This window comes from Klebsiella sp. 1SOBk5mer, from assembly GCF_046603115.1.
In the GTDB taxonomy this organism is placed as follows: Bacteria; Pseudomonadota; Gammaproteobacteria; order Enterobacterales; family Enterobacteriaceae; genus Klebsiella; species Klebsiella quasipneumoniae.
On the sequence record NZ_JBKIUU010000001.1, the window covers coordinates 626,631 to 652,194 of the forward strand.

The 25,564-nt window shown below is 59.4% G+C and carries 25 protein-coding genes and 1 pseudogene; 18 read left to right on the forward strand and 8 right to left on the reverse strand.

Translation table 11 applies throughout. The annotated features are described in order from the left end of the window. Positions 1 to 384: 384 nt before the first annotated feature. From ACLH1U_RS03125 to patD, 6 genes are all read left to right on the forward strand, one after another. A complete protein-coding gene (locus ACLH1U_RS03125; protein ID WP_032453089.1) occupies positions 385 to 1,797 on the forward strand; it encodes a PLP-dependent aminotransferase family protein in 1,413 nt (470 codons plus the stop codon). Between the two features lie 305 nt (positions 1,798 to 2,102). After that, entirely contained in the window at positions 2,103 to 3,248 is a 1,146-nt protein-coding gene (gene ydcS / locus ACLH1U_RS03130; protein WP_023289895.1) for a putative ABC transporter substrate-binding protein YdcS, read from the forward strand. Positions 3,249 to 3,264: 16 nt separating this feature from the next. Then, positions 3,265 to 4,278, forward strand: coding sequence for an ABC transporter ATP-binding protein (locus tag ACLH1U_RS03135; protein WP_411299035.1), 1,014 nt, complete (start codon positions 3,265 to 3,267; stop codon positions 4,276 to 4,278). Between the two features lies 1 nt (position 4,279). Next, positions 4,280 to 5,209, forward strand: coding sequence for an ABC transporter permease (locus ACLH1U_RS03140; RefSeq protein WP_004202776.1), 930 nt, complete (start codon positions 4,280 to 4,282; stop codon positions 5,207 to 5,209). Then, complete coding sequence (locus ACLH1U_RS03145) at positions 5,199 to 6,005, forward strand: ABC transporter permease (protein WP_017900483.1); 807 nt, start codon at positions 5,199 to 5,201, stop codon at positions 6,003 to 6,005. The genes ACLH1U_RS03140 and ACLH1U_RS03145 overlap by 11 nt, the downstream gene beginning before the upstream one ends. A 22-nt stretch (positions 6,006 to 6,027) precedes the next feature. Further along, positions 6,028 to 7,455 carry an aminobutyraldehyde dehydrogenase gene (patD, locus tag ACLH1U_RS03150; RefSeq protein WP_411299036.1) on the forward strand — a complete coding sequence of 476 codons (1,428 nt, stop codon included), beginning with the start codon at positions 6,028 to 6,030 and terminating at the stop codon, positions 7,453 to 7,455. Between the two features lie 341 nt (positions 7,456 to 7,796). Here the strand turns inward: patD and ACLH1U_RS03155 are convergent, their stop codons facing one another. Next, positions 7,797 to 7,919, reverse strand: coding sequence for a small membrane protein (locus ACLH1U_RS03155; RefSeq protein WP_004175940.1), 123 nt, complete (start codon positions 7,917 to 7,919; stop codon positions 7,797 to 7,799). A 487-nt stretch (positions 7,920 to 8,406) separates the two neighbouring features. On the opposite strand from ACLH1U_RS03155, the gene ACLH1U_RS03160 reads away from it, so the two are divergent. After that, on the forward strand, positions 8,407 to 8,658 hold the full coding sequence (locus tag ACLH1U_RS03160) for a hypothetical protein (protein WP_032428864.1): 252 nt from the start codon (positions 8,407 to 8,409) through the stop codon (positions 8,656 to 8,658). A 51-nt stretch (positions 8,659 to 8,709) separates the two neighbouring features. On the opposite strand, the gene yncL is transcribed toward ACLH1U_RS03160, so the two are convergent. Further along, positions 8,710 to 8,802, reverse strand: a complete 93-nt coding sequence (gene yncL, locus ACLH1U_RS03165; RefSeq protein WP_002906891.1) for a stress response membrane protein YncL — start codon at positions 8,800 to 8,802, stop codon at positions 8,710 to 8,712. A gap of 195 nt (positions 8,803 to 8,997) precedes the next feature. Between yncL and ACLH1U_RS03170 the strand changes: the two genes are divergently transcribed. Both ACLH1U_RS03170 and ACLH1U_RS03175 read left to right on the forward strand, forming a co-directional pair. Beyond that, positions 8,998 to 9,171: a GhoT/OrtT family toxin gene (locus ACLH1U_RS03170; RefSeq protein ID WP_008804686.1), complete on the forward strand. Its 174-nt coding sequence runs from the start codon at positions 8,998 to 9,000 to the stop codon at positions 9,169 to 9,171. An 88-nt stretch (positions 9,172 to 9,259) separates the two neighbouring features. Further along, a complete protein-coding gene (locus tag ACLH1U_RS03175; RefSeq protein ID WP_411299037.1) occupies positions 9,260 to 10,009 on the forward strand; it encodes an alpha/beta fold hydrolase in 750 nt (249 codons plus the stop codon). A gap of 13 nt (positions 10,010 to 10,022) precedes the next feature. Here the strand turns inward: ACLH1U_RS03175 and ACLH1U_RS03180 are convergent, their stop codons facing one another. Beyond that, positions 10,023 to 11,456 carry an aldehyde dehydrogenase gene (locus tag ACLH1U_RS03180; RefSeq protein WP_101861665.1) on the reverse strand — a complete coding sequence of 478 codons (1,434 nt, stop codon included), beginning with the start codon at positions 11,454 to 11,456 and terminating at the stop codon, positions 10,023 to 10,025. 269 nt (positions 11,457 to 11,725) lie between these two features. Between ACLH1U_RS03180 and ACLH1U_RS03185 the strand changes: the two genes are divergently transcribed. Together ACLH1U_RS03185 and ACLH1U_RS03190 are read left to right on the forward strand one after the other, a co-directional pair. Further along, complete coding sequence (locus ACLH1U_RS03185; protein WP_117133185.1) at positions 11,726 to 13,324, forward strand: ABC transporter substrate-binding protein; 1,599 nt, start codon at positions 11,726 to 11,728, stop codon at positions 13,322 to 13,324. A gap of 16 nt (positions 13,325 to 13,340) precedes the next feature. Beyond that, positions 13,341 to 13,574, forward strand: a complete 234-nt coding sequence (locus ACLH1U_RS03190; RefSeq protein WP_023289889.1) for a YdcY family protein — start codon at positions 13,341 to 13,343, stop codon at positions 13,572 to 13,574. Positions 13,575 to 13,582: 8 nt separating this feature from the next. Here the strand turns inward: ACLH1U_RS03190 and ACLH1U_RS03195 are convergent, their stop codons facing one another. Both ACLH1U_RS03195 and ACLH1U_RS03200 read right to left on the reverse strand, forming a co-directional pair. Further along, on the reverse strand, positions 13,583 to 14,032 hold the full coding sequence (locus ACLH1U_RS03195) for a DMT family transporter (protein WP_023289888.1): 450 nt from the start codon (positions 14,030 to 14,032) through the stop codon (positions 13,583 to 13,585). Then, entirely contained in the window at positions 14,029 to 14,547 is a 519-nt protein-coding gene (locus ACLH1U_RS03200; protein ID WP_023289887.1) for a GNAT family N-acetyltransferase, read from the reverse strand. The genes ACLH1U_RS03195 and ACLH1U_RS03200 overlap by 4 nt, the downstream gene beginning before the upstream one ends. A gap of 161 nt (positions 14,548 to 14,708) precedes the next feature. On the opposite strand from ACLH1U_RS03200, the gene ACLH1U_RS03205 reads away from it, so the two are divergent. Together ACLH1U_RS03205 and ACLH1U_RS03210 are read left to right on the forward strand one after the other, a co-directional pair. Next, a complete protein-coding gene (locus ACLH1U_RS03205) occupies positions 14,709 to 15,290 on the forward strand; it encodes an XRE family transcriptional regulator (protein WP_121936011.1) in 582 nt (193 codons plus the stop codon). A gap of 65 nt (positions 15,291 to 15,355) precedes the next feature. After that, on the forward strand, positions 15,356 to 16,393 hold the full coding sequence (locus ACLH1U_RS03210) for an NADP-dependent oxidoreductase (RefSeq protein WP_044523497.1): 1,038 nt from the start codon (positions 15,356 to 15,358) through the stop codon (positions 16,391 to 16,393). Positions 16,394 to 16,455: 62 nt separating this feature from the next. Here the strand turns inward: ACLH1U_RS03210 and rihA are convergent, their stop codons facing one another. Beyond that, on the reverse strand, positions 16,456 to 17,391 hold the full coding sequence (gene rihA, locus ACLH1U_RS03215; RefSeq protein ID WP_411299038.1) for a pyrimidine-specific ribonucleoside hydrolase RihA: 936 nt from the start codon (positions 17,389 to 17,391) through the stop codon (positions 16,456 to 16,458). A 277-nt stretch (positions 17,392 to 17,668) separates the two neighbouring features. Here rihA and ACLH1U_RS03220 point away from each other — a divergent pair, with 277 nt between their 5' ends. Continuing rightward, on the forward strand, positions 17,669 to 17,968 hold the full coding sequence (locus ACLH1U_RS03220) for a DUF406 domain-containing protein (protein ID WP_020481014.1): 300 nt from the start codon (positions 17,669 to 17,671) through the stop codon (positions 17,966 to 17,968). A gap of 68 nt (positions 17,969 to 18,036) precedes the next feature. Here ACLH1U_RS03220 and pqqU read toward each other — a convergent pair whose 3' ends face one another. Further along, on the reverse strand, positions 18,037 to 20,142 hold the full coding sequence (gene pqqU, locus ACLH1U_RS03225) for a TonB-dependent receptor PqqU (protein WP_411299039.1): 2,106 nt from the start codon (positions 20,140 to 20,142) through the stop codon (positions 18,037 to 18,039). A gap of 257 nt (positions 20,143 to 20,399) precedes the next feature. Here pqqU and ACLH1U_RS03230 point away from each other — a divergent pair, with 257 nt between their 5' ends. Both ACLH1U_RS03230 and ACLH1U_RS03235 read left to right on the forward strand, forming a co-directional pair. Then, on the forward strand, positions 20,400 to 21,461 hold the full coding sequence (locus ACLH1U_RS03230; protein WP_032453078.1) for a YncE family protein: 1,062 nt from the start codon (positions 20,400 to 20,402) through the stop codon (positions 21,459 to 21,461). Positions 21,462 to 21,608: 147 nt separating this feature from the next. Beyond that, positions 21,609 to 21,830: a YgdI/YgdR family lipoprotein gene (locus ACLH1U_RS03235; protein WP_002906779.1), complete on the forward strand. Its 222-nt coding sequence runs from the start codon at positions 21,609 to 21,611 to the stop codon at positions 21,828 to 21,830. A gap of 50 nt (positions 21,831 to 21,880) precedes the next feature. Here ACLH1U_RS03235 and ansP read toward each other — a convergent pair whose 3' ends face one another. Next, on the reverse strand, positions 21,881 to 23,335 hold the full coding sequence (ansP, locus tag ACLH1U_RS03240; protein WP_023289881.1) for an L-asparagine permease: 1,455 nt from the start codon (positions 23,333 to 23,335) through the stop codon (positions 21,881 to 21,883). 593 nt (positions 23,336 to 23,928) lie between these two features. Here ansP and dapF point away from each other — a divergent pair. Both dapF and ACLH1U_RS03250 read left to right on the forward strand, forming a co-directional pair. After that, a pseudogene (dapF, locus tag ACLH1U_RS03245) lies at positions 23,929 to 24,800 on the forward strand (diaminopimelate epimerase). A 126-nt stretch (positions 24,801 to 24,926) separates the two neighbouring features. Next, on the forward strand, positions 24,927 to 25,478 hold the full coding sequence (locus ACLH1U_RS03250; protein WP_044523492.1) for a (d)CMP kinase: 552 nt from the start codon (positions 24,927 to 24,929) through the stop codon (positions 25,476 to 25,478). Positions 25,479 to 25,564: the final 86 nt, after the last annotated feature.

The following is a 25,564-nucleotide window of genomic DNA, read 5'->3' on the forward strand; positions in this document are numbered from 1 at the left end:
ATTATCTGTTCTTTATTAATGAATTTAACGTCTGCACACGTTTGTTAGTATGAGAATCAGTAAAAAGGATGAGTCAGTTAATTATGAATTAAATAATTTTAAATTGTCGTGTTTAGCCGTGCTTTGTATTTTATTCTCAGGATATCAATAAAAGGGAATGGTCATGTCAGAAAAAGGATTACATAGCTTATGTATTACCATCGGTATCATGTTCATTTTTTGGTTATGCATCATATCGTTTTTTTGGACAATTTTCTCGTGAACCTTTCCTGCGGGCGTTCTGTGTGACCGGGTTGCGCTGTTTTACATAACAGTTACTTAAAAGTGTTAATTTATAACAACTGATATATGATAAAGGGAGGTTGCAGCAAGGAAAGGGTGACAATGAAAAAGTATCAACAGCTGGCGCAGCAGCTGACCGACCAGATCGCGCTTGGCGTCTGGTTGCCGGGCGATCGGCTCCCCTCGCTGCGCGAGCAGGTGGTCAGCAGCGGCATGAGCTTTATGACCGTCAGCCATGCCTATCAGCTACTGGAAAGCCAGGGGCGCATCGTCGCCCGACCGCAGTCGGGATATTACGTCGCCCCCCAGCCGGTGAAGCTTCGTCAGCCGGCGCCGCCTGCTCAGGTGACCCGCGATGAAGCGGTCGATATCAATACTTACATCTTTGAGGTGCTCCAGGCCAGCCGCCAGGCGTCAATGCTGCCCTTTGCCTCGGCCTTCCCGGACCCGCGTCTCTTCCCACTCCAGCAGCTTAACCGTTCGCTGGCGCAGGTGAGTAAAACCGCCACCGCCATGAGCGTGATTGAGAACCTGCCGCCGGGCAACGCGGAGCTACGGCACGCCATTGCCCGGCGCTATGCCCTGCAGGGGATGAACGTCTCGCCCGACGAGATCGTCATTACCGCCGGAGCGCTGGAGGCGCTAAACCTCAGCCTGCAGGCGGTGACCGAGCCCGGCGACTGGGTGGTGGTGGAGAATCCCTGTTTCTACGGAGCCCTGCAGGCGCTGGAGAGGCTGCGTCTGAAGGCGCTGTCGGTGGCCACCGACGTCAAAGAGGGCATTGACCTGACGGCGCTGGAGGCGGCCCTGCAAAACTATCCGGTCAAGGCCTGCTGGCTGATGACCAACGGCCAGAATCCGCTCGGCTTCACCCTCAGCGCCGAAAAAAAAGCAGCGCTGGTGGCGCTGCTGGCGCGCTATGACGTGATGCTGATTGAAGATGATGTTTACAGCGAGCTCTACTTTGGCCGCGAGAAGCCGTTGCCGGCGAAGTTCTGGGATCAACAGGATATGACGCTGCACTGCAGTTCGTTTTCAAAATGTCTGGTGCCCGGCTTTCGCATCGGCTGGGTGGCGGCCGGGAAACAGGCGCGGCGGATCCAGCAGCTGCAGCTGATGAGTACGCTCTCCACCAGCTCGCCGATGCAGTTAGCCCTGGTGGATTACCTGTCGACCAAACGCTATGACGCCCATCTGCGCCGTCTCCGTCGCCAGCTGGCGGAACGTAAACAGCAGGCCTGGCAGGCGCTGCTGCGCCATCTGCCGCCGGAGGTCACTATCCATCACAGCGACAGCGGCTATTTTCTGTGGATCGAACTACCGGAAGGGGCCGACGCCAGCGTGCTGAGCGCCAGGGCGCTGGCGTCGCACATCAGCATCGCCCCGGGAAAAATGTTCTCCACCTCCGCCAGCTGGACCTCGTTTTTCCGCTTTAATACCGCCTGGGGCTGGGGAGAACGCGAAGAGCAGGGGGTGAAGCGCCTGGGCGAGCTAATTCGTGAGCAGCTTTCCTGATCGCTTTGACTATTTTTCGCCGCGATAAACAATCGCTAAAAATAAACGAAGATGGATTTTTATCGAGGCCGGTCATTATTTTACCGGCGCTCACCATAGGAAATACGCATACCCCTCCTTTTTCTCTAACTCGTTGTCTATAATCCATAAAGTCAGTCTTGTGTTGGCGATTTTTGCGTAATGCGTCCCGGGTCACAACCTGAATAAATTCCCCCGAGGGCGTTAATCCGCTGACTACCCTTATTTCAGGAGATATTTTTACGGCACGGCTGCCGCTAATTCCCTTGTGACAGGAGTAACACCTGATGAGCAAAAAATTGGCCCGTTGCAGCCTTTATGTGCTGGGGATGGCCTGCCTGACCGTCCAGGCGGCTGAGCCACTCACCTCGCTGGATAAACCGGAAGGGCGGCTGGATATTATTGCCTGGCCGGGGTATATCGAACGCGGTCAGACCGACAAGCAGTACGACTGGGTCAGCCAGTTTGAAAAGGAGACCGGCTGTCAGGTTAATGTGAAAACTGCCGCCACCTCTGACGAAATGGTTAGCCTGATGGCCAAGGGCGGCTACGATCTGGTGACTGCCTCGGGCGATGCTTCTCTGCGTCTGATCATGGGCAAACGCGTTCAACCGATTAACACAGCGCTGATTGCCGGGTGGCACACTCTCGACCCGCGCATTGCGCAAGGGGCATGGTTTAACGTCGGGGGCAAAGTTTACGGCACGCCGTATCAGTGGGGACCGAATCTGCTGATGTACAACACCCGCGTATTCCCGACGCCGCCGGACAGCTGGAGCGTGGTCTTCGTGAAGCAGGATCTTCCGGATGGCAAAACCAATCAGGGGCGGGTGCAGGCCTATGATGGCCCGATCTATATCGCCGACGCTGCGCTGTTTGTCAAAGCCACCCAACCGCAGCTGGGGATCGAAGATCCCTATCAACTGACCGAAACCCAGTACAACGCGGTGCTGAAGGTGCTGCGTGACCAGCAACCGCTGATCCACCGCTACTGGCATGACGCCACCGTGCAGATGAACGACTTCAAAAACGAAGGGGTGGCCGCCTCCAGCTCGTGGCCCTATCAGGCCAACGGCCTGAAGGCGGAAGGCCAGCCTGTCGCTACCGTATTTCCGAAGGAGGGGGTGACCGGCTGGGCGGATACCACCATGCTGCACAGCGAGGCGAAGCACCCGGTCTGCGCTTATAAATGGATGAACTGGTCGCTCACGCCGAAGGTGCAGGGCGATGTAGCGGCCTGGTTCGGCTCGCTACCGGTGGTGCCTGAGGGCTGTAAAGCCAGCGCGCTGCTCGGAGAGAAGGGCTGTGAGACCAACGGCTATGACCAGTTTGCCCGCATCCACTTCTGGAAAACGCCGGTTGCCGAGGGGGGGAAATACGTTCCCTACAGCCGCTGGACGCAGGACTACATTGCGATAATGGGCGGCCGCTAAGGATCGGAGGCAAACAATGACGTACGCGGTCGAGTTTCAGAATGTATCGCGCCTGTATGGCGATGTGCGGGCGGTGGACGGGGTCAGCATTGGTATCCGCGACGGCGAGTTTTTCTCCATGCTGGGACCTTCGGGCTCGGGGAAAACCACCTGCCTGCGGCTGATTGCCGGTTTTGAGCAGCTCTCCGGCGGCACCATCCGGATCTTCGGTCAGCCGGCCAGCGAGCTGCCGCCCTGGCAGCGGGACGTCAATACCGTGTTCCAGGACTATGCGCTGTTTCCCCATATGTCGATCCTCGACAATGTCGCTTACGGCCTGATGGTCAAAGGCGTGGCGAAGAAAGCGCGCCATGCCCGCGCCCAGGAGGCGCTGAAGAAGGTGGCCCTCGGTTTTGCGCACCATCGCAAGCCCTCCCAGCTCTCTGGCGGTCAGCGGCAGCGGGTCGCCATCGCCCGGGCGCTGGTGAACCAGCCGCGGGTGCTGCTGCTCGACGAGCCGCTGGGCGCCCTGGATTTAAAGCTGCGCGAGCAGATGCAGGTGGAGCTGAAAAAGCTGCAGCAGTCGCTGGGGATCACCTTCATCTTCGTCACTCACGACCAGAGCGAAGCGCTGTCGATGTCCGATCGCGTGGCGGTGTTTAACAACGGGCGCATTGAGCAGGTGGATGCCCCGCAGGATCTTTATCTGCATCCGAAGACTGCCTTTGTCGCCGGTTTTGTCGGCACCGCCAACGTCTTTGAGGCCGAGGCGGCCCGGCGGCTATGCGGCCTGGCGGGCTGCTGGTCGCTGCGCCCGGAACATGTTCGCCTGCAGGGCGGCGGCGAAGTGCAGGTGCAGGGCGTGGTGCAGGCGGTACAGTATCAGGGGGCGGCAACGCGGATCGAGCTCCGGCTGGCGGATGGCGACAAGCTGCTGGTCAGCCAGGCCAATATCGACGGCGCGGCGGCGGCGAGCGTTCCGCGAACCGGGCAAACGGTGCAGGCGTCATGGTCGCGCGCGGCGATGACCCCGCTGGAAAGCGGAGGCTGAGATGACCATGGCGATTGTTCCTGCGCAGGCCGGACGCGTATCGGGGATCTTCTGGCGCCGGCCGGCGCTGGGCCTGTTTTTGCTGCTGCTTGGGCCGTTGATGTGGTTTGGCATCGTCTATCTGGGATCGCTGCTGACCCTGCTGTGGCAGAGTATCTATACTTTTGACGACTTCACCATGTCGGTGACCAGCGACTTCACGCTGGCCAATCTGCAGGCGCTGTTCAACCCTGCCAACTACGACATTATCGTTCGCACCCTGGTCATGGCGCTGTGCGTGACGCTGGCCAGTGCCCTGCTGGCGCTGCCGATGGCCTGGTATATGGCGCGCTACACCAGCGGAAAAATGAAGGCCTTCTTTTATATCGCGGTCATGTTGCCGATGTGGGCCAGCTATATCGTCAAAGCCTACGCGTGGGTGCTGCTGTTAGCCAAAGATGGCGTGGCGCAGTGGTTTCTCGGCCATCTCGGGCTGGAAGGGGCGCTGAACGCTCTGCTGACCGTCCCGGCGGTGGGCGGCAACACCTTATCCACCTCCGGACTCGGACGCTTCCTGGTCTTCGTCTACATCTGGCTGCCTTTTATGATCCTGCCGGTGCAGGCAGCGCTGGAGCGTATCCCGGGCTCTTTGCTGCAGGCCTCGGCCGATCTTGGCGCCGCACCACGGCAGACCTTCCGCTACGTGGTCCTGCCGCTGGCTATTCCCGGGATTGCCGCCGGGTCGATCTTCACCTTTTCGCTGACGCTGGGCGATTTTATCGTGCCGCAGCTGGTCGGCCCGCCGGGGTACTTTATCGGCAATATGGTTTACTCGCAGCAGGGGGCGATCGGCAATATGCCGATGGCGGCGGCGTTTACCCTCGTGCCGATCGTGCTGATTGCCCTTTATCTGGCGTTCGTGAAACGTCTGGGAGCCTTCGATGCACTCTGAACGCGCACCCTGGTATCTGAAACTGGCGACATGGGGCGGGGTGGTCTTTCTCCACTTTCCGCTGCTGATCATCGCCATCTATGCTTTTAATACGGAAGATGCCGCCTTCAGTTTTCCGCCGCAGGGGCTGACGCTGCGCTGGTTCAGCGAGGCGGCAGGGCGCAGCGATATTCTGGAGGCAGTGACGTTGTCACTTAAAATTGCCGCCCTGTCGACGGCCATCGCCTTAGTGCTTGGCACGCTTGCTGCAGGAGCCCTGTGGCGGAGCACCTTTTTTGGTAAGAACGCGGTGTCGCTACTGCTGCTGCTGCCCATCGCCCTGCCGGGGATTATTACCGGCCTGGCGCTCCTGACCGCCTTTAAAGCGGTCGGCCTTGAGCCTGGGCTGCTGACCATCGTGGTGGGGCACGCGACCTTCTGCGTGGTGGTGGTGTTTAACAACGTCATCGCCCGCTTCCGCCGGACCTCCTGGAGCCTGGTGGAGGCCTCGATGGATTTGGGGGCGACCGGCTGGCAGACCTTTCGCTACGTGGTGCTGCCCAATCTGGGATCGGCGCTGCTGGCGGGCGGGATGCTGGCATTCGCCCTGTCATTTGATGAAATCATCGTCACGACTTTTACCGCGGGGCATGAGCGAACTTTGCCGCTGTGGTTACTGAATCAGCTGGGGCGGCCGCGAGATGTGCCCGTCACCAACGTTGTCGCGCTGTTGGTGATGCTGGTAACAACGATACCAATCTTAGGGGCCTGGTGGCTCACCCGCGACGGCGATAACGTCGCCGGAAACGGGAAATAAAACCATGAAACAGGATAATGCTATGCAACACAACCTCTTGATAAACGGTAAGTTAGTGGCAGGTGAAGGCGAGAAGGTGCCGGTATACAACCCTGCGACCGGCGATGTGATCCTGGAGATTGCCGAAGCGACAGCGGCCCAGGTGGATGCCGCCGTTGAGGCGGCGGATCGGGCGTTCGACGCCTGGAGCCAGACGACGCCGAAAACGCGCGCGGAATGTCTGCTGAAGCTGGCGGATGCCATCGCGGCGCAGGCGGAGACCCTGGCGCAGCTGGAGTCGCTGAACTGCGGCAAGCCGCTGCACTGCGTGCTTAACGATGAGATGCCGGCCATTGCGGACGTTTTCCGCTTCTTCGCCGGCGCCGCCCGCTGCCTGCCGGGAATGGCGGCCGGAGAGTATCTGGAAGGGCATACCTCGATGATCCGTCGCGACCCGGTGGGCGTGGTGGCCTCCATCGCGCCGTGGAACTATCCCCTGATGATGGCGGCCTGGAAGCTGGGCCCGGCGCTGGCGGCAGGCAACTGCGTGGTGCTAAAACCCTCAGAGATCACCCCGCTGACGGCGCTGAAGCTGGCTGAGCTGGCAAAAGATATTTTCCCGGAAGGGGTGGTCAACGTACTGTTCGGCCGCGGCAAAACGGTGGGCGATCCGCTGACCGCCCACGCGAAAGTGCGAATGGTTTCCCTGACCGGGTCGATTGCCACCGGCGCGCATATCATCGGCCATACCGCCTCGTCGATTAAACGTACCCATATGGAGCTGGGCGGTAAGGCGCCGGTCATCGTCTTTGACGACGCGGATATCGATGCGGTGGTGGATGGCGTTCGGACCTTCGGGTTTTACAACGCCGGCCAGGACTGTACGGCCGCCTGCCGGATCTACGCCCAACAGGGTATTTATGAGCAGCTGGTGGAGAAGCTCGGGGCGGCGGTGGCCAGCCTGAAAATGGGGGCGCCGGAGGATGCCGCCACCGAGCTGGGACCGCTGAGCTCGCTGGCCCATCTTGAGCGCGTTAGCGCCGCGGTGGAAGCCGCCAAGGCGCTACCGCATATTAAAGTGGTGGCCGGCGGCAATCGGGTGGACGGCGCGGGCTATTATTTCCAGCCGACGCTGCTCGCCGGCGCCCGGCAGGAAGACGCCATCGTGCAGCGCGAAGTGTTTGGCCCGGTGGTCAGCGTGACGCCTTTCAGCGATGAAGCGCAGGCCCTGAGCTGGGCAAATGACTCCCAGTATGGTCTGGCCTCTTCGGTGTGGACGAAAGATGTTGGCCGCGCCCACCGGCTCAGCGCCAGGCTGCAGTACGGCTGCACCTGGGTCAACACCCACTTTATGTTGGTGAGTGAAATGCCGCATGGCGGCCAGAAGCTGTCGGGCTATGGGAAAGACATGTCGATGTATGGCCTTGAGGATTACACCGTGGTCCGCCATGTGATGGTTAAACATGGCTAACGGATTGACCCATAAGCGGCAGCGAATGATTACGCAATGGGTGTGTTAGTTCGCTAATAGTCACGATGGCAAAAATAGTTAAAACTCGCGGCGGGGAATGTGAGATTATTCTGATACCCCTTCAAGAGCTAAGCCATCGTGAGTGCCGGAGATAAGCGCCGGATGGGGTTCGCCAGTCACCCTGGGCGCGTCGCGCCCGGCGGGTGAGGCGGCAACGTCGCGGTTTGCGACCCAATACCGGCCCCTGCCTGATGGCAGGGGCTTTTTTTATGTCCGCACTAAGCCAGGAAGAGGAGTCTGCCAGCGATGCTGGCGCAGGAAGGAAATCGCGTTAACCGTGTTCAGCGCTTGGTTTTTTTGCTCGGCAAGCTGGCGCTGCGACGGTCCCGTATATAGGAAATAAGATTATACACCGCCGCGACCAGCAGGATCAGCGCGATGACCAGGGTGATGATTCCGGACATATCCACCTCGAAATAGAAAAGCGCACAGCGCTAAAAACATTACCAATAGTTATGAATGTAAGTATTCTCTGAAGAGAAGGCAAATGATATTTGTTGTCATTTAGCGCTATTGGGGGCCCTCGCCAGCGAGGCCTGACATGAAAAGGTTAAGTTACAACGGCTTGTAGCCGCCTTTTATCTTATTAAGATCCAGCGCCTGCGCGGTATATCGCATTTTCGGCCAACGCGCGATAATCTTTTGGTTTGCGATTGGCGAAATATTATCTTTATCAGACGAATCAGATTGCGCTGAACAGAAACTATTTCACGACGATAAATAAGGCTTTTATATTTACGGTTAACGGGTAATATTTATTCGCAATATTTAATAACCGGCGCGTCAATCCGCCATACGCGCCAGCGCGGTGGCGCACGCTCCCGGGTTTGACTTTCCGCCGCCGCTCATGCGATCATTTCACGCATATTCGGTTTTAACGTTGATGTCGCTGTGAAAATTTTTGCTTTTATTCTGCTGGCTGTCGGCACCGTGGCGCTGAGCTATGGTAACGCGCCGGCAAAACGTATTCAGGGCTGTGAGAGCGCGGGAGTGGGGCAGGCCGTTTGCGCCGCCGCCGAATGGGATAGTGAGAAAGTGAATGTTTTGCCTCATTATAACCCTGCGCTAAACAAGGTTATTATCGCAGGCCACTCAGCCCGTATTGTTTATGACCCTAATATAGGCGCGAGCCTCCGCACGTAAAAAAGCAGCCCAGAGGGCTGCTTTTTTAGGTTTCGTTGCTGAGTAAAATGATTAAAACCAGCCAAATCTCACTGACAGCAGGCTGATAAGCGCGAACGCGGCGCAGACATTAATCATAACGACGGTCTTGCTGGAGACATCCATAACGCCACCTTAATGAGTAAGTCCCTAAAGGTATAGTACGGCGGGCGCGGTTGCGCTATCGGATTAAGACGAATCGGGCTTTGTTCTGAATATTCAGCCCGATTCTGAATTTGTTATACAGGTATCTCTGAATCACGACGTCATGGCAGATAATTATCCCACCATGGAACGCTCCTCAGGGAAGGAAAACGAAGAATGACGTTATATCAAAAAATGTTGGTGTTTTACGCCATTATGGGCGTGATCTGCGCCGTAATTAGCTGGTTTTTAACCAAAGAGAGCCGGGTGATCCGCCTGCTGGCGGCCCTGTTGATCGGCGCCACCTGGCCGTTCAGCTTCCCGATGGCGCTCCTCGTCTCGCTGTTTTAACGCTCCGGCGGCGGACGACAGAAAAGGGTGGCGGCATGGATAAGGTTACTGTATAAAAACACAGTAACTTTATCATGGAGGCAAACAGGTGAACGGTTTCTTTTCGTCCGTCGCAGGCGCCACATTGCGTTGGCTCGATCTTCCGGGAGAGGGGCTTCCGCTGGTGTTTATCCACGGCCTCGGCTGCGCGTCATCTTACGACTACCCCCGCGTCGCCAGCGCCCCCGCGCTCAACGGGCGGCGCAAAATACTTATCGATCTACCGGGCTTCGGCTACAGCGATAAACCGCACGACTTTAGTTACAACATACATAGCCAGGCGCAAGCGGTGGAGCAAGTCCTCGACCACCTGCGCCTGCAGCGCTTCGCGCTGTACGGGCATAGCATGGGGGGAAGCATCGCCATCCAAGCGGCAGGGTTGCTGGCGGAGCGGGTGACGACGCTGCTGGTTTCTGAACCCAACCTGTTCGCCGGAGGCGGCGAGTACAGCAGGCGCATAGCGGCGCAGTCAGAGGCGGCCTTTATCGCCGAATGTTACGCCAGGATGCTGGCGGAAGAGCGCTCGCCCTGGGCCGGCTGTTTGCAAAACAGCGCCCCCTGGGCCGTCTGGCGAGCCGCCAGCAGCCTGATACACGGCAGCGACACCCCCTGGTTTACCCAGCTCTGCCAGCTGCGCTGTCAGAAGATGCTGATCGTCGGCGAGCAGTCGCTCCCTTATGCGGATATCGAACGGGTAGAGGCGCAAGGGATCCCGGTCGGGATTGTGCCCCACGCGGGACACTCGATGGCGTGGGAAAACCCGGAAGGGCTGGCGCAGCTCATCGCCAGCCACGGCTAAGGGGGAGTCAGCGTCAGAATGGCAGTTCGCGAGGCTGGGTCTGGAGCGTTATCCAGCGCAGCTCGGTAAATTCCGCAATCCCGGCCCGACCGCCGAACCGGCCATAGCCGGAGGCTTTGCAGCCGCCAAACGGCATTTGCGCTTCATCATGAACGGTTGGACCATTGATATGGCAGATGCCGGTTTGCAGACGTTGCGCCAGGTTCCACGCTCTGGCGCTGTCGCGGCTGTAGACCGCAGCGGAAAGGCCATAGTCGCTGTCGTTGGCTACCGCCAGCGCCTCTTCATCGTTATTAACGCGAATAATCGCTTTTACCGGGCCGAAGGACTCTTCGTTCCACAGCCGCATCTCGCGGGTGACGCCGTCCAGCAAGGTAGGCGCCATGTGGGTATCACTGGCTTTGCCGCCGGTCAGCAGGCGGGCGCCTCTGGCTATGGCATCGTCGATTAACGCGTTGCAGCGGGTGACGGTGTTCATGTCGACCACCGGGCCGGTCAGGCTGGCGGGGAGAGAAGCGGCGCGCCTGGTCAGCAGAGGGATAAAGCGCTCCGCCACGGCGTTGTCGACAATAATGCGCTCGGTGGACATGCAGATCTGTCCGGCGTTGGCGAAGGCGCCAAAAATGGCGCCCGCCGCCGCCTGCTCAATGTCGGCATCGTCGAGGACCAGCAGCGGCGCTTTGCCACCGAGCTCCAGCACCGCCGGTTTCAGATACTGCCCGCAGGTGCGGGCGATAATCCGCCCCACCGGCGTGGAGCCGGTAAAGTTGACGCGCCGCACCGCCGGATGGGCGATCAGCGACTCCACCAGCGCCGGCGCGTCTTGAGGCGCGCAGGTAAGATAGTTCACCACGCCCGGCGGGAAGCCCGCCGCGTCGAGGGCGTCGATAATCAATCCTTGTGTAGCCGGGGAGAGCTCAGCGCCCTTGAGGATCACCGTGTTGCCGCAGGCCAGCGGCGTCGCCAGCGCCCGGGTGGCAAGGATCAGCGGCGCGTTCCACGGCGCCATGCCCAGCACCACGCCGGCACCCTGGCGGACCCCCATCGCCAGATTGCCCGGCACGTTGGATGGAATGATCTGCCCTTCGATCTGGGTGGTCAGCGCCGCCGCTTCGCGCAGGATATCGGCCGCCAGATGGACGTTAAATCCCGCCCAGTGGGCGGTGGCGCCGGTTTCCGCCGCCATGGCGGCGATAAATTTAGCTTCCCGCAGCAGCATATGCTCCGCCGCGTCGAGCAGTAAGCGTCGCCGTTCCGCCGGGGATGTATCGCGCCACTGCGGGAAGGCGCTGGCCGCGGCCTCGACGCAGCGTTTACCGTCGACGAGGCTGGCGGCAGCGGCAACCGAGGCGACGTCATCGTGGGCAGGGTGGCGCCGGGTAAAGGTCCGACGGTCTTCGGCATCGTGCCACTGGCCGGCAATGTACAGATTGCAGGTGATTGTCATGGAGGTAACCTCTTATTCTGCGGTTCCTCCAGTGTACCGGTCGCGGCTGGCGGCGAGCGTGAGCGGGGCGGTTATCGCACATTTTTTTGCCGGAATTGTGCGTAGCTCACAACATCCCAAGCGTACCTGGCGCAAAAAGCAGCGCGACGCCGATTAAACCAGCAAATTCAGCGCGATTGGCATAAGGTGATAGCCATTGATTATTTGCCGGGGGCCAGGGGCTGTGCTGTTATTACGGTTCTTATAATCAATAATCAGGACTTATAACCATGTCTACAGGGAAAACCACGCTGGCGCTGCTGCTGAGCGCGCTGCTGCCGGTCAGCGCCGCATGGGCCGCGGGCAATGACACGCTGGTCTATTGCTCAGAGGCCTCCCCGGAGTCCTTTAACCCGCAGATCGCCAGCTCCGGCCCCTCGTTCGTCGCCAGCTCGCAGGTGCTGTATAACCGCCTGGTCACCTTTGACCCGGTGAAGAACACGCCGATCCCGTCGCTGGCCACCGAGTGGCACGTCTCTGAAGATGGCAAAACCTGGACCTTCACGCTGCGTCAGGGGGTGAAGTTCAACAGCAATAAATTCTTCAAACCGACCCGCGATTTTAACGCCGACGACGTCCTGTTTTCGGTACTGCGCCAGATGGATCCTCAGCATCCTTATCACAAGGTGTCGCAGGGGAACTATGAGTACTTCCACGACGTGGGCCTCGATAAGCTGATTAAGTCGGTGAAAAAGGTCGATGACTATCACGTCCAGTTTGTGCTCAATCAGCCGAACGCGGCGTTTCTTGCCGACTGGGGAATGGACTTCGCCTCTATTCTGTCGGCGGAATATGGCGAGGCGATGCTGAAGAAAGGAACGCCAGAAAACGTCGATAACTGGCCTGTCGGCACCGGACCCTATGCTCTGCAGCAGTATAAAGTGGATTCGCAAATCCGCTATATCGCCAATCCCCACTACTGGGAAGGCGAGGTGCCGACGAAGCACCTGATCTTCTCCATCACGCCGAACGTCGAGACCCGGCTGGCTAAACTGCAGACTAACGAGTGCCAGATTATTCCAGCGCCTTCGCCGGTACAGTTCCCGGTGATCAAGGGCAATAACGATCTGACGCTGCACGCCGTCGAGGCGCTGAACGTCGGCTATCTGGCGTTCAACACCGAGAAGAAACCGTTTGATAATGTGCTGGTGCGCCAGGCGTTAAACTACGCCACCGACAAACAGGCCATCGTCAGGGCGGTGTTCCTCGATTCCGGTACGGTGGCGAAGTCGCCGATCCCATCCACCATGCTCGGGTATAAAAAAGACCTCCCGGACTACGACTACGATCCGCAGAAAGCGAAGGCGCTGCTCAAACAGGCGGGTCTGGAGCAAGGGGCGGAAGTGACCCTGTGGTCGATGCCGGTTCAGCGGCCCTACAACCCGAACTCAAAACGCATTGCTGAAATGATCCAAAACGACTGGGCGAAAGTCGGGGTGAAAGCGAAGATCGTCAGCTATGAGTGGGGCGAATACCTGGCCGGCATGCGTAAAGGCGAACACGACAGCGCCCTGTACGGCTGGATGTCAGACAATGGCGACCCGGACAACTTTGCCGGCACGCTGCTCAGCTGTGATAATATCCAGACCGGCTCTAATGCCGCCCGCTGGTGCGATAAGTCGTATGACGCGCTGGTGAAGAAAGCTCTGCTGGTGAGCGATCCGCAGGCGCGCGCCAAACTCTACGAACAGGCGCAAGAGATCTTTTACCAGCAGGCGCCGTGGATCACCCTGGCGACCGGCAAGACCTTCTATGCCACCCGCAGCAACGTCAGCGGCTACACTGTGAGCATGATGGGGAGCGATTTTTCCAAAGCGAAGCTGAATTAAGTGAAAGGAGAACAGAATGGCACATCTGGATGAGGTCATCGTTAAAGTCGATGACATCCTTGCCGAGGGCGTTATCGCGCATATGAATGAGCTGCTGATCGCCCTGAGCGATGATGCGCAGCTCAGTCGTGAGGAACGCTATACTCAGCAGCAGCGCCTGCGCACCGCCATCGCCCACCATGGGCGACAGCATCAGGAAGAACAGGACGCGCGCCGCGAGCAGTTGACCAAAGGCGGCGCGATCCTCTGAACAGGCGCTCAGAACTGGCGTCTGGCCACCAGCCAGGCGCCCACCACCAGCATCACCGCGCCGCATAATGGCCCGATCAGCGCCCGCAGCGGTACGCCGTGGGCGCGAATTAAATCCATGATCAACCCGCCGACCAGCTGGCTGGCCACCAGTACCGCGATGGTGGTGGCTGCGCCCACGGTCTGATAGCCGCTGATGCTGGCGAAGACGAAAAAGGATCCCAGCATGCCGGGGATCAGCGTCCACCACTTCACGTTCAGGGCCAGCTCATGAAAGCCGGCGACGCCCTGGCGCAGCAGCAACAAGGTCACGAAAATAACGATACCTACCAGCGAATTGAGCAGCATGGCGATGAGGATCGTCGACACCGACTGGGTGATGCGCACCATCAGAGTGTTCTGCACCACCAGCCCTACGCCGGCGGCCACCAGAAAGGCGAGGGTAAGCGACCCATTCATGCCTGGCCGTCCGGGTCCTGGCGCGCATCAAGCTGCAGCTGCATAAAGGTCAGATCCAGCCAGCGACCAAATTTGGTTCCCACCTGCGGCATCTGCCCGGTGGTGATAAAGCCCAGCGTTTCATGCAGGTGCAGCGAGGCGTGGTTCTGCGACTCGATCCCGGCGACCATCACATGTTTATTCAGCCGACGCGCTTCGGCGATCAAGGCGACCAGAAGTTTGCGGCCCAGGCCTTTCCCCTGGTGCTCGGGGTGAACGTACACCGAATGCTCCACGGTGTGGCGAAAGCCGTCAAACGCGCGCCAGTCGCCAAAGGAGGAATAGCCGGTGATGACGCCGTTTTCCTCGCTCACCAGCACCGGAAAGCCTGCCAGCTGGCGGGCTTCAAACCATGCGATGCGGTTGTCGGTATCCACGGTTTTGTCATTCCAGATAGCGGCGGTATGCACGACGGCGTGGTTATAGATCTCGGCGATCGCCGCGCAATCGTCTTTAATGGCAGGGCGGATGGACATAGCAAACCTCAGTTTTCGTACACTATAGTAGTACGATATTATTACAATAATGAACGCCACGCTGTCATCCGTTTTCAGCAAATTTTTTCCTGATGGGCCAGGGGTTATGCGGCCCGACGGGCGGTTGTGTAATGCCTGCGCGCACACTATAGTGTTACGTTATGAATACTATAGAAGACAACCTCAATCAGCGTATCAGCGCGCGCATCCGCATCGAGCGCGAATCCCGTGGCTGGTCGCTGAACGACCTGGCCGAACGGGCGGGCGCCTCGCGGGCGATGATCCATAAAATCGAGCGCGGCGAAAGCAGCCCGACGGCGTCGATGCTGGGCCGCCTTTCCGGCGCCTTCGGCATCAGTATGTCGACCCTGATCGCCAGGGCGGAAATGCAGGAAGGCAAGCTGCTGCGTTTTGCCAGCCAGCCGGTATGGCACGACCCGCAAAGCCACTATCTCCGCCGCCACGTTTCGCCGCGCAGCGATCTGCCCATTGACCTGGTGCAGATCGAGCTGCCGCCCGGCAGCGATGTGCCGATGCCGGCTTCGTCCTATGCGCTGGCCCGCCAGCTGATCTGGCTGCAGCGGGGCGAGCTGGTGTTCCTGGAAGGGAATACCCGCCACGAGATGCAGACCGGGGACTGTCTGGAGCTCGGCCCACCGAACGACTGCCGCTTTATCAATGAATCCGCAGTGACCTGCGTCTATCTGGTGGTGCGCCTTAATCAATCGCCATCCGGCTCTTAATGATAAAGCGCATTGCGCATAAAGCAGCTAGCCTCAGTACTGTCTGCTAACAAGAGGAGTTTGCTATGTCAGAACAACCGCAACGCCATCGCCGCTGGGTACTGGCTTCCCGTCCCCATGGTGAACCGACGGCAGAGCATTTCCGCCTGGAAGAGCGCGAGGTGCCCACCCCGGGGCCGGGTCAGGTTCTGCTGCGTACCGTTTATTTATCGCTGGATCCCTATATGCGCGGGCGGATGAGCGACGCGCCGTCCTATTCACCGCCGGTGGCCATCGGCGCGGTGATGGTGGGCGGGACCGTGAGTCGCGTTGTGACCTCGCAGCATGATGATTTTCAACCCGGCGACTGGGTGCTGGGCTACAGCGGCTGGCAGGATTATGAGCTTTCCGACGGCAGCGGGCTGGTGAAGCTGGGGGACAACCCGCAGCACCCGTCCTGGTCGCTGGGGGTGCTGGGGATGCCGGGCTTCACCGCCTACATGGGATTACTGGACATTGGCCAGCCGAAGCCGGGTGACACGCTGGTGGTCGCTGCGGCCACCGGGCCGGTGGGCGCTACGGTCGGACAGATCGGCAAAATTAAGGGCTGCCGTACCGTCGGCGTCGCCGGCGGCGCGGAGAAATGTCGCTATGCGGTTGACACCTTAGGCTTTGATGTCTGCCTTGACCATCGCGCGGCGGACTTTGCCGAACAGCTGGCCCAGGCCTGCCCGCAGGGCATTGACGTCTACTACGAAAACGTCGGCGGCAAGGTTTTTGACGCGGTGCTGCCGCTGCTCAACACCGCGGCGCGGGTTCCGGTCTGCGGGCTGGTGAGCGGCTATAACGCCACCGGTCTGCCGGACGGGCCGGACCGTCTGCCGCTGCTGATGGCGACCATCCTCAAGAAACGCATTCGGATGCAGGGCTTTATTATCGGCCAGGATTATGGGCATCGGATCGCGGAATTCCAGCAGCAGATGGGGCGCTGGGTGCAGGAGGGTAAAATTAAATATCGCGAACAGCTGATCGACGGTCTGGAGCAGGCGCCGCAGGCGCTGATCGGCCTGTTGAAAGGTGAAAACTTTGGTAAGGTGGTGATCCGCGTGTCGGCGGACGACTAATACGCCGGGTATAGCCTGAACGCGCCTCTCTCCCGGCCGGGAAGAGAGGCGCTGCATCAATATCAGGCGTAAAAGGCTAACCGCTGGGCGAGCAGATCGACAAAGGCTTCGCGGTCCACATCCAGCATCAGGGTGGTATTGGGCGGATTGCCGGTCAGATGGTAGTAATCGACCACCGTCATCCCCTGGGTATATTTGCCTTCCGTTTCCACGCTGACCCAGCGCTCGATAGTGGTAAAGAGCTCCGGCTTGAGGAGCCAGGCGATGGTGCAGGGGTCGTGCAGCGGCGCGCCGTCGAAGCCCCACTTTTCGTCCTTGTGGTAGGCCATAAAGAAGTCGAGCAGTTCGGCGACGATGGTTGATACCGGATTGCCAATCTGGCGGAATCGCTCAATATCCGCAGGAAGGATCTGCGCCCGGTGGGTGACATCCAGGCCTGCCATCACCACCGGGATCCCCGACTGAAAGACCATCTCCGCCGCCTGCGGATCGACGTAGATATTAAACTCCGCCGCCGGCTGCCAGTTGCCCAGCCCCATAGCGCCACCCATGATCACGATGCGGGCGATCTTCGCGTGCAGCTCCGGATGGCTGGCGAGCAGCAACGCCACGTTCGTCTGCGGCCCGGTGGCTACCAGCGTCACCGGCTCCTGACTTTCGCGCAGCACCCTGGCCATCAGCTCGACGGCGGTGCAGTTTTGCGGCGCAAAGGCCGGCTCCGGCAGGTTCGGGCCATCCAGTCCGCTTTCCCCGTGCACGTTATCGGCAATGATCAGATCGCGCATTAACGGCTTCCACGCGCCGCCGGCGACCGGAATATCCGCGCGGTTCAGCAGGGTCAGCATACGCAGCACGTTGCGCAGGGTCTTCTCCGGGGTCTGGTTGCCTGCGGAGGCGGTGACGGCTTTCACCTCCAGCTCCGGCGAGGCGAGGGCGAGGACCAGGGCGATCGCGTCATCATGTCCCGGATCGCAATCAATCATTATCGGCAGTGCCATAGCAGCTCCTTGTTGGCGTTGTTCTGTGACCAGACTAACGCTGAGGCGCGAGGCAGACGAGAAAGTGTGCAGAATAGTGTGATGGCTAGCACGGTTGCAGGGGTAATCGCGCGCTGAGTCGCGGCGGTTCTGCATCATCATGCCTCGCCTTGCGGTGGCGCAAGCTAGCGTCCGGCGCGACGCGATAGAATAAAAATCGCTAATCCTTACGGATATTAATGGTTTGCTTTTCGGCGAGCGGATTCTTATCCTTAAGAAAACTCAAGAGGTTATGACGATGAAAGATGTAGTAGATAAATGCAGCACCAAAGGCTGCGCCATTGATGTCGGGACAATTATTGATAACGAGGACTGCGTCTACCGGGCTGAGAAATTATTCCCGAGCCGCGAGGAAGCGGAGTCAACCGTAGCCGCCGTTCGCGAGCGTGCCGCCGCGGCGGCGCCGGCCAGTGAACCACCGCAGGTTGACTACACGCTCGCCGCCGCCGGCGACGAGGTGAAACTCGATCTGTCCATCGCCTTCTCCTGCCAGGCGGAAAAGATCATTTTCGAATTGTCCCTGAGAAACCTGCTGTAATCAGCGCCCCGGGCGCCAGCGCCTGAGGGTAACGCCTTCGCCCGCCGGTCCGCGGGCGAAGCCGGGCGTTACTCGAAGCGCCAGGCGAGGTTCAGCCCGATACCGTAGTTGCGTCCCGGCGCGGGCTCGTAGTAGCGTCCGTTGGACTCGTTAACGATGACGGACCCGACGTATTCGCGGTCGAACAGGTTGTCGACCCGGCCGAACAGATCCATATCCATCCTGCCATAGCTCCACTTATAGCCGGTCGTCAGGCCGACCACCGTCCAGGAAGGGGCTTTGGCGGTGTTTTCGTCGTTCGCCATGATGTCGCTCATGTAGCGAATATCGCTCCCGGCGTACCAGCCCTGCTCCGGCTGATAGCCGAAGGAGGCGTAACCCATATTGCGCGCGATCCCCGGAATACGGTTGCCGTTGCAGCTGGCGTCGCCGCAGACGTTGGTGCGATAGGTCGCGTCAAGCCAGGTCCAGGCCGCCTTCAGGCGCCAGCTCTCGCCAAACTGCTGATCCAGTCCCAGCTCTATCCCCTGACGACGGGTCTTGCCGGCGTTTTTATAGCTGGTGCGCCCGCCGCTGCTGCTGTCGACCACGATCTCATTATCGGTATCGGTCTGGAACAGGGCGGCGGTGAGCAACCCATTGCCAATCCGCGTCTTGCTGCCGATCTCCACCGTGTCGTTGGTGGAGGGCTTCAGGCCGAAGTTGAGACCGCTCTGGTTATCGGCGCGGTATGACAGCTCGTTAATGGTCGGCGTCTCGAAGCCGCGGCCAGCGGAGAGGTAGACGTTCCAGGCGTCGGTCAGGGCATACTTCAGCGAGCCTGCGGGCAGCCATTTGTGATAGCTGGCATCGCCGCTGTCGTCGCCATTGCCTGGGGTGATGTAGTAATCATTCGAGTCGAACCATACCGAGCTGTAGCGCACCCCGGCATCGAGCGAAAGTTTGTCGGTGAGCTGCCACTGGGTTTGCAGGTAAGGGTCGACGTTCCACATCAGGTTACGTTCGTTACGGCGTAGCGCGCCCTGTTCGCCATACTGCGGCGCGCCGTTGACCATCACAAAGTTTTCATAGCCCTTGCGGCGCTCGCTCATGTTCTCGTAGTCAAGACCGGCGGTCAGGGTGACCGGCACCAGCAGCTCGCCGCGATGGGTCAGCCGGGTATCGATCCCCTGGTAGTGGCGGGTGAGGTCGATCACCCCGCCGGCATGGCTCGGCTTCAGCTGCGGCGCGCGCGGGATCGACTGGTACTGGGTGGTTTCGCGTTCCCCGGCGTACATCATGACGCTGAGATCGTCCTGGGCGCTCAGCTGGCGCTCGTAGCGCAGGCCAGCCTGGGTCTGCCGGGTATCCTTGCGGGTATTATACTGGTCGCCGCGCGGCGACTGGCGCGGGTTATCGCGCCATTCATCGGCGGTTAAGCCGCCGGCGTCATTGGCTTTGATATCAACGCTGTTCAGCAGCAGCGTCAGCTTACTGACGTCGTTGATGCGCACCCCCAGCCGGGCGTTGGCCAGATTTTTGCGCGCGCCGCTGTGATCGCGATAGCCATGGGTGGTGAAGCGGTTAGTCGACACCGTGTAATCCACATCGCCTGCGTGGCTGCCGTCGCCAACGGCGCCGGTGGCTTTCATCCCGTAGTGCCAGGTGCCGAAGCTGCCATAGTAACTGCTGGCTTCCACGGTGGGCGGCTGGGTGCCGGTCTGGCTGGTGACATTGATCACCCCGCCGGACGAGTTACCGTAGAGGGCAGAGAAGGGGCCGCGCAGCACCTCGAGGGTGTCGACGCTACCGATATCGATATTGGAGGTCTGCCCCTGGCCGTCGGGCATGGTCGCCGGGATGCCGTCCACATAGATGCGCAGCCCGCGCACGCCGTAGGTAGAGCGGGAGCCAAAGCCGCGAATCGACAGCTGCAGATCCTGGGCATAGTTTTGTCGGTTCTGCACCTGCAGGCCCGGCACGGCGCCCAGCGATTCAGAGAGGTTGACGCGCGGCGCGGCCTGGCGCATCTCATCCCCATTGACCACGCTGACGGCGGCGGGGGTATCCAGTTCAGAAACAGTGGTTGGCGCAGCGGTCACCACCATGGTTTGTTCATCGGCGGCCTGGGCGGCGGCGATGAGCGGCAGCAGCAGGGCCGGCAGGGCCGCGTGTTGCACGGATAGGATTTTCATCGATAGTACTCGGGAGACGAACCAAATGGAACATATGTATATATGTTACCCCGTTTGTAAAATATTTGAAAATTATTAACTGCCGTTGGTTAACGGATAGTGCTCCAGGCTGACGAATTTACCGGGCAACAACAATTAGCGCTCCACTTTGAGATGATTAATGATTACTATTCGCATTCAAAATAAGGCAGAGCCATGACTTTGCCGCCGGAAGCGATGTCGGGTCAGCACATACAGGTTCATCAAAGGGAGTCGTCATGTCATTACGTCAGTTTGCCGCGCCGCGTCTGCGCCATTCACTGTTATTCACTTCTCTGCTGCTGGCAGGCAGCTTTAGCGCCCACGCCGCGGAAGAGATGCTGCGCAAGGCCGTCGGGAAAGGGGCCTACGAAATGGCCTACAGCCAGCAGGAGAACGCGCTGTGGGTCGCCACTTCGCAAAGTCGTTCGCTGGACAAAGGGGGGATTGTTTATCGTCTTGACCCCACCACCCTCGACGTGACGCAGATTATTCACAACGATCTGAAGCCGTTTGGCGCCGCTATCAACCATGCCACCGGTACGCTGTGGTTTGGTAATACCGTCGACAGCACCGTCACCGCCATTGACGCCAAAACCGGCGCAGTGAAGGGCCGACTGGTGCTGGACGAGCGTCAGCGCAGTGAAACCGTGCGCCCGCTGCAGCCGCGCGAGCTGGCGGTCAATGAGCAGACCAACACTATCTACATTACCGGTCTGGGCAAAGAGAGCGTGATTTGGGTGGTGGATGGCGCTACCCTGAAGCTGAAAACGACGATTACCGGCACCGGGGCGATGGCCACCGGCCTGGCGATCGATCCGCAGGCGAAACGCCTTTATACCACCAATGCCGACGGCGAACTGCTGACCATCGACAGCGAGAGCAACACCATTGTGTCGCGCAAAAAATTGCTGGATGACGGCAAGGCGCATTTCTACCTTAACCTGAGCCTCGATACCGCCGGCCACCGCGCCTTTATTACCGACAGCAAGCAGCCGGAAGTGCTGGTGGTCGATACCCGCGACGGCAAAGTGCTGGAGAAAATCACCGCGCCGGAATCGCTGGCGGTGCTGTTTAACCCCACCCGCAACGAAGCCTATGTGACGCACCGTAAGGCGGGGGAAGTGAGCGTTATCGACGGCAAGAGCTATAAGGTGGTGAAGACCTTTAAAACGCCGACCCATCCCAACAGCCTGGCGCTCTCTGATGACGGCAAAACGCTGTACGTCAGCGTGAAACAAGCATCCAGCCGTGAGAAAGAGGCCACGGCGCCGGACGATGTGATCCGCATCGCCCTGTAAGCTCCCGGGCGCGACGACCATCGTCACCGGTGGTTGCGCCCGGCATCTCACCCTCTGTTACAAACGCGTATTGGCCTGATAAACCTGAAGGTTATACACTTAACGCTTTCCCGCCTCGCGCGGGCAGTGGTAATCAGTGGAGATAAAATGAAAAAACCATTCATGGTGATTTGCGCCGGCGCGATGCTGGCGCTGCTGGCCGGCTGTTCGTCCAACTACGTTATGACCACCAAAAGCGGACAGACGATCGTCACCCACGGCAAGCCGCAGCTGGATAAAGAAACGGGGATGACCAGCTATATCGATGAGTCTGGTAATAAGCGGGAAATTAACAGCAGCGACGTGTCGCAGCTGGTTGAGGATAACTAAGTCCTGACCTCCCGGTTTGCCCGCGATGGACAAACCGGGAGTCCTGCCATTTACTGCTTGAGCGTCGGCGCTGTGCTGTGAATCGCATGCACGCGCTTACGCACGCCAAACCAGCCCGCCACCAGCAGCACCGCCAGCAACGGGATGGAGCCAATGGTATAGGTGCCGTTCGGATAATCGAAGGCCATCAGCACCAGCACGCTAAACAGGAACAGCAGCGTCAGCCAGGAGGTGAACGGCGCCCCAGGCATTCTGAAGCTCACCTGAGCCGCTTTCCCTTCCTTAATCGCTTTGCGCAGACGCATCTGACACACCACGATGAAGCCCCAGGACGCAATGATCCCCAGCGAAGCGATGTTGAGGACGATCTCAAACACCTGCGACGGCACCAGATAGTTGAGGAACACCCCGACCACGTACACCGCCAGCGTTGCCAGGATCCCGGCGTAAGGGACGTGGTGACGGCTCATCTTCGACATGAACTTCGGCGCGGAGCCCCCCATCGACATAGAGCGCAGAATACGCCCGGTGCTGTAGAGGCCGGAGTTGAGGCTGGAGAGGGCGGCGGTTAACACTACGATGTTCATCACGCTGCCGATATACGGTACGCCCAGTTTTGAGAAGAAGGTAACGAACGGGCTCTGTCCCGCCTGGTAGGCGTTCCACGGCAGCAGCAGCACCAGCAGCACTACCGACCCGACGTAGAACAGGCCGATACGCCAGATCACGCTGTTGATGGCCTTCGGCACCATCGTCTCCGGATCCTTACACTCACCGGCCGCGGTGCCCACCAGTTCAATGGAGGCGAAGGCGAAGACCACGCCCTGCACCAGCACCAGCGCCGGCAGAAGGCCGTGCGGGAAGAAGCCGCCGTTATCGGTGATCAGGTGGAAGCCGGTGGCATTACCGTCCAGCGGCTTACCGGAGCCGAGGAAAATGGTGCCAACCACGAGAAACGCGACGATCGCCAGCACTTTGACCAGCGCGAACCAGAACTCCATCTCGGCGAACCACTTCACGCCGATCATGTTCATGGTGCCGACGATGGCCAGCGCGCCGAGGGCGAAGACCCACTGCGGCACATCGCCAAACGCGCCCCAGTAGTGCATATACAGCGCCACGGCGGTGATATCGACGATCCCGGTCATTGCCCAGTTAACGAAGTACATCCAACCGGCCACGTAGGCGGCCTTTTCGCCGAGGAATTCCCTGGCATAGGAGACGAAGCTGCCGCTCGAGGGGCGGTGGAGAACCAGTTCGCCGAGGGCGCGAAGAATAAAGAAAGAGAAGATGCCGCAGACCAGATAGACCAGTGCGAGCGCTGGCCCTGCCATTTGTAAACGTGCCCCGGCGCCGAGGAACAAACCGGTACCGATGGCGCCGCCGATGGCGATCATCTGTACCTGACGGTTGCCCATCGCTTTGTGATAACCCGCTTCATGTGAGTTGAGCCAGTGGCGTTTTGCAGCATGGTGCTCCGCTGCAGTGTCGTGTTTCGTATTCATTGATGTATCAGTTTCCTGTCAATGCCCATGTTTGCAGCCGGCGTGGAGGACGGCTGGCACATTATGCTGGCTTTCTCATCATTCTGACGTAGGAGATAAGCTCAGACATGGCGCTGAATCCTACACGTAACCTAATAGTTACGCACCTAAAACATTTACCGATAGCATTTGACAGATTTATCAATGAGATCAGCGTCGCAGAGTTTCCCGCAACAGAATGAAAGCGCTGGTATGCTGGCGTCGACTGGGGTAAGCGCGAGGTTGTCAGGGGACGGCGGGGGGGCAGTTCGCTGCTTTTGCATCCGTTATCCACGGGCGATGGCCACCTGCTCGCCGGGTCGCAGCCCGGCGTTTAACCGGTCACCCACGACCATTTTTTAGCCATTATCATCAGTGATTTTGATGTTAATATCCGGTTATTCCAGCATAAATGGCTTCCGCGTCGGTCACGGCGCCGCGCAGGCTGAGGAAGCGTGATGCCTGCAGGGGAGCAGAATGAACAGAGCGGTTAACCCTGATTGTTTAATTCATTCTGCCGGGGCAGGTATTGTAAGATGGAAAAACATACCCGTAGCGCCAGGCGACCCCACACAATGACCCCCTTGCACTTTCATAAATATCACGGACTGGGTAATGATTACCTGGTATGCCATCGCGCCGTTGCCGACCAGCTGAGCAACGAGCATATTCGAATTCTGTGCCATCGCCACTATGGCGTCGGTTCTGATGGTCTCCTGATCGACAGCGGCGATCGAACCCACCCCACCCCACGCTGCGTATTATCAATCCGGACGGCTCCGAGGCGGAAAAAAGCGGGAATGGGCTACGGATCTATGCGCGCTATCTGTTTGATATCGGTCGTGTCGGGCATGAGCCCTTTTTAGTGCACACCGCGGGCGGAGACGTCTATTGCACCGTGGAGAGCGATTTTCATCAGATTAGCGTCGACATGGGGCGGGCGAATTTCAATCCGGCGGCGTTACCCGCCCTGGTGAATTTGCCCGAGGCGGTGAATTATCCCTTGCCGCTGGCGGATGAAACCCTGTCCGTCGTGCTGGTCTCTATGGGCAATCCCCACTGCGTTGTCCTCGTGGATAAGCTCGACCTGGAACAGGTTCATCGCTTAGGGCCGCAAATTGAACATCATCCCTTGTTCCCCAAACGCTGCAATGTGCAGTTCGTGGAAGTTGTCAATCGCCATACGCTGAAGATTGGTATCTGGGAGCGGGGCGCCGGGTTTACGATGACCTCCGGGAGCAGCAGCTGCGCGGCGGCCAGCGCCATGCGCCGGTTAGGGAAGGTGGACGATCGGGTGGAGGTCAACATGCCAGGCGGCCAGCTGCGCATCACCTTCGGCGCGGATTTTCAGGTACTTATGCGTGGCCCGGTGCATAAGATCGCCAGCCTGACGCTGGATAAAGACTGCTTTGTCGGCGGCGGCGCTATCTCCACTGGCGCGGGATGACAGGTGGGGCGATCAGCCGGAAATTTTTTGCCTTTCGCTTGCTGGCGTAAGCGGCTGTACATACTGCCTTTTCCCATCCGGGCAAAGGCGGCAAACAACGGAAATGGCTACCTGGGAGAAACAGAGATGAACATCAATGTGGTCGGCACCAGCGGCTCAGGCAAATCCACCCTGGCTCGTCGCCTGGCGCACAGGCTGGGGCTGCCGTGCATCGAACTGGATCGCCTGTACTGGCGGCCGAACTGGCAGGGCGCGCCGGATGAGGCGTTTTTCGCCGCCATTGCCGCCGCGACGGCCACCCCGGGTTGGGTATTGGATGGCAACTACAATCGCAGCCGCGGGGTCAAATGGCGCGAGGTGGATCTGGTGATCTGGCTGGATTATGGCCTCTGGCGCACGCTGCGCCAGGCGGTGTGGCGGGCCGCGAGCCGGGCGTGGCGCCGTCAGGAGCTGTGGCCGGGAACCGGCAACCGCGAGAGTTTCCGCCGTTCGTTCTGCAGCCGGGAATCCATCATCCTCTGGACGCTGAAAACCTGGCGGCAGAATCGCCGACGCTATCTGGCCGATATGCAGGATCCGCAATATCGTCATATTCGCTTCGTCCGGCTACGCAGTCCTCGGCAGGCCGAGGCGCTGCTCCGCGAGCTGGAAGCGCAGCGGTCAGGCGGGCATATCTAATTTTCAGCAGTACACATGTGAATTAATTGTTTCTCAATAGTTAGCAGAGATTTTAATAATGCAGGCACGTACTTTCATATGAGCCT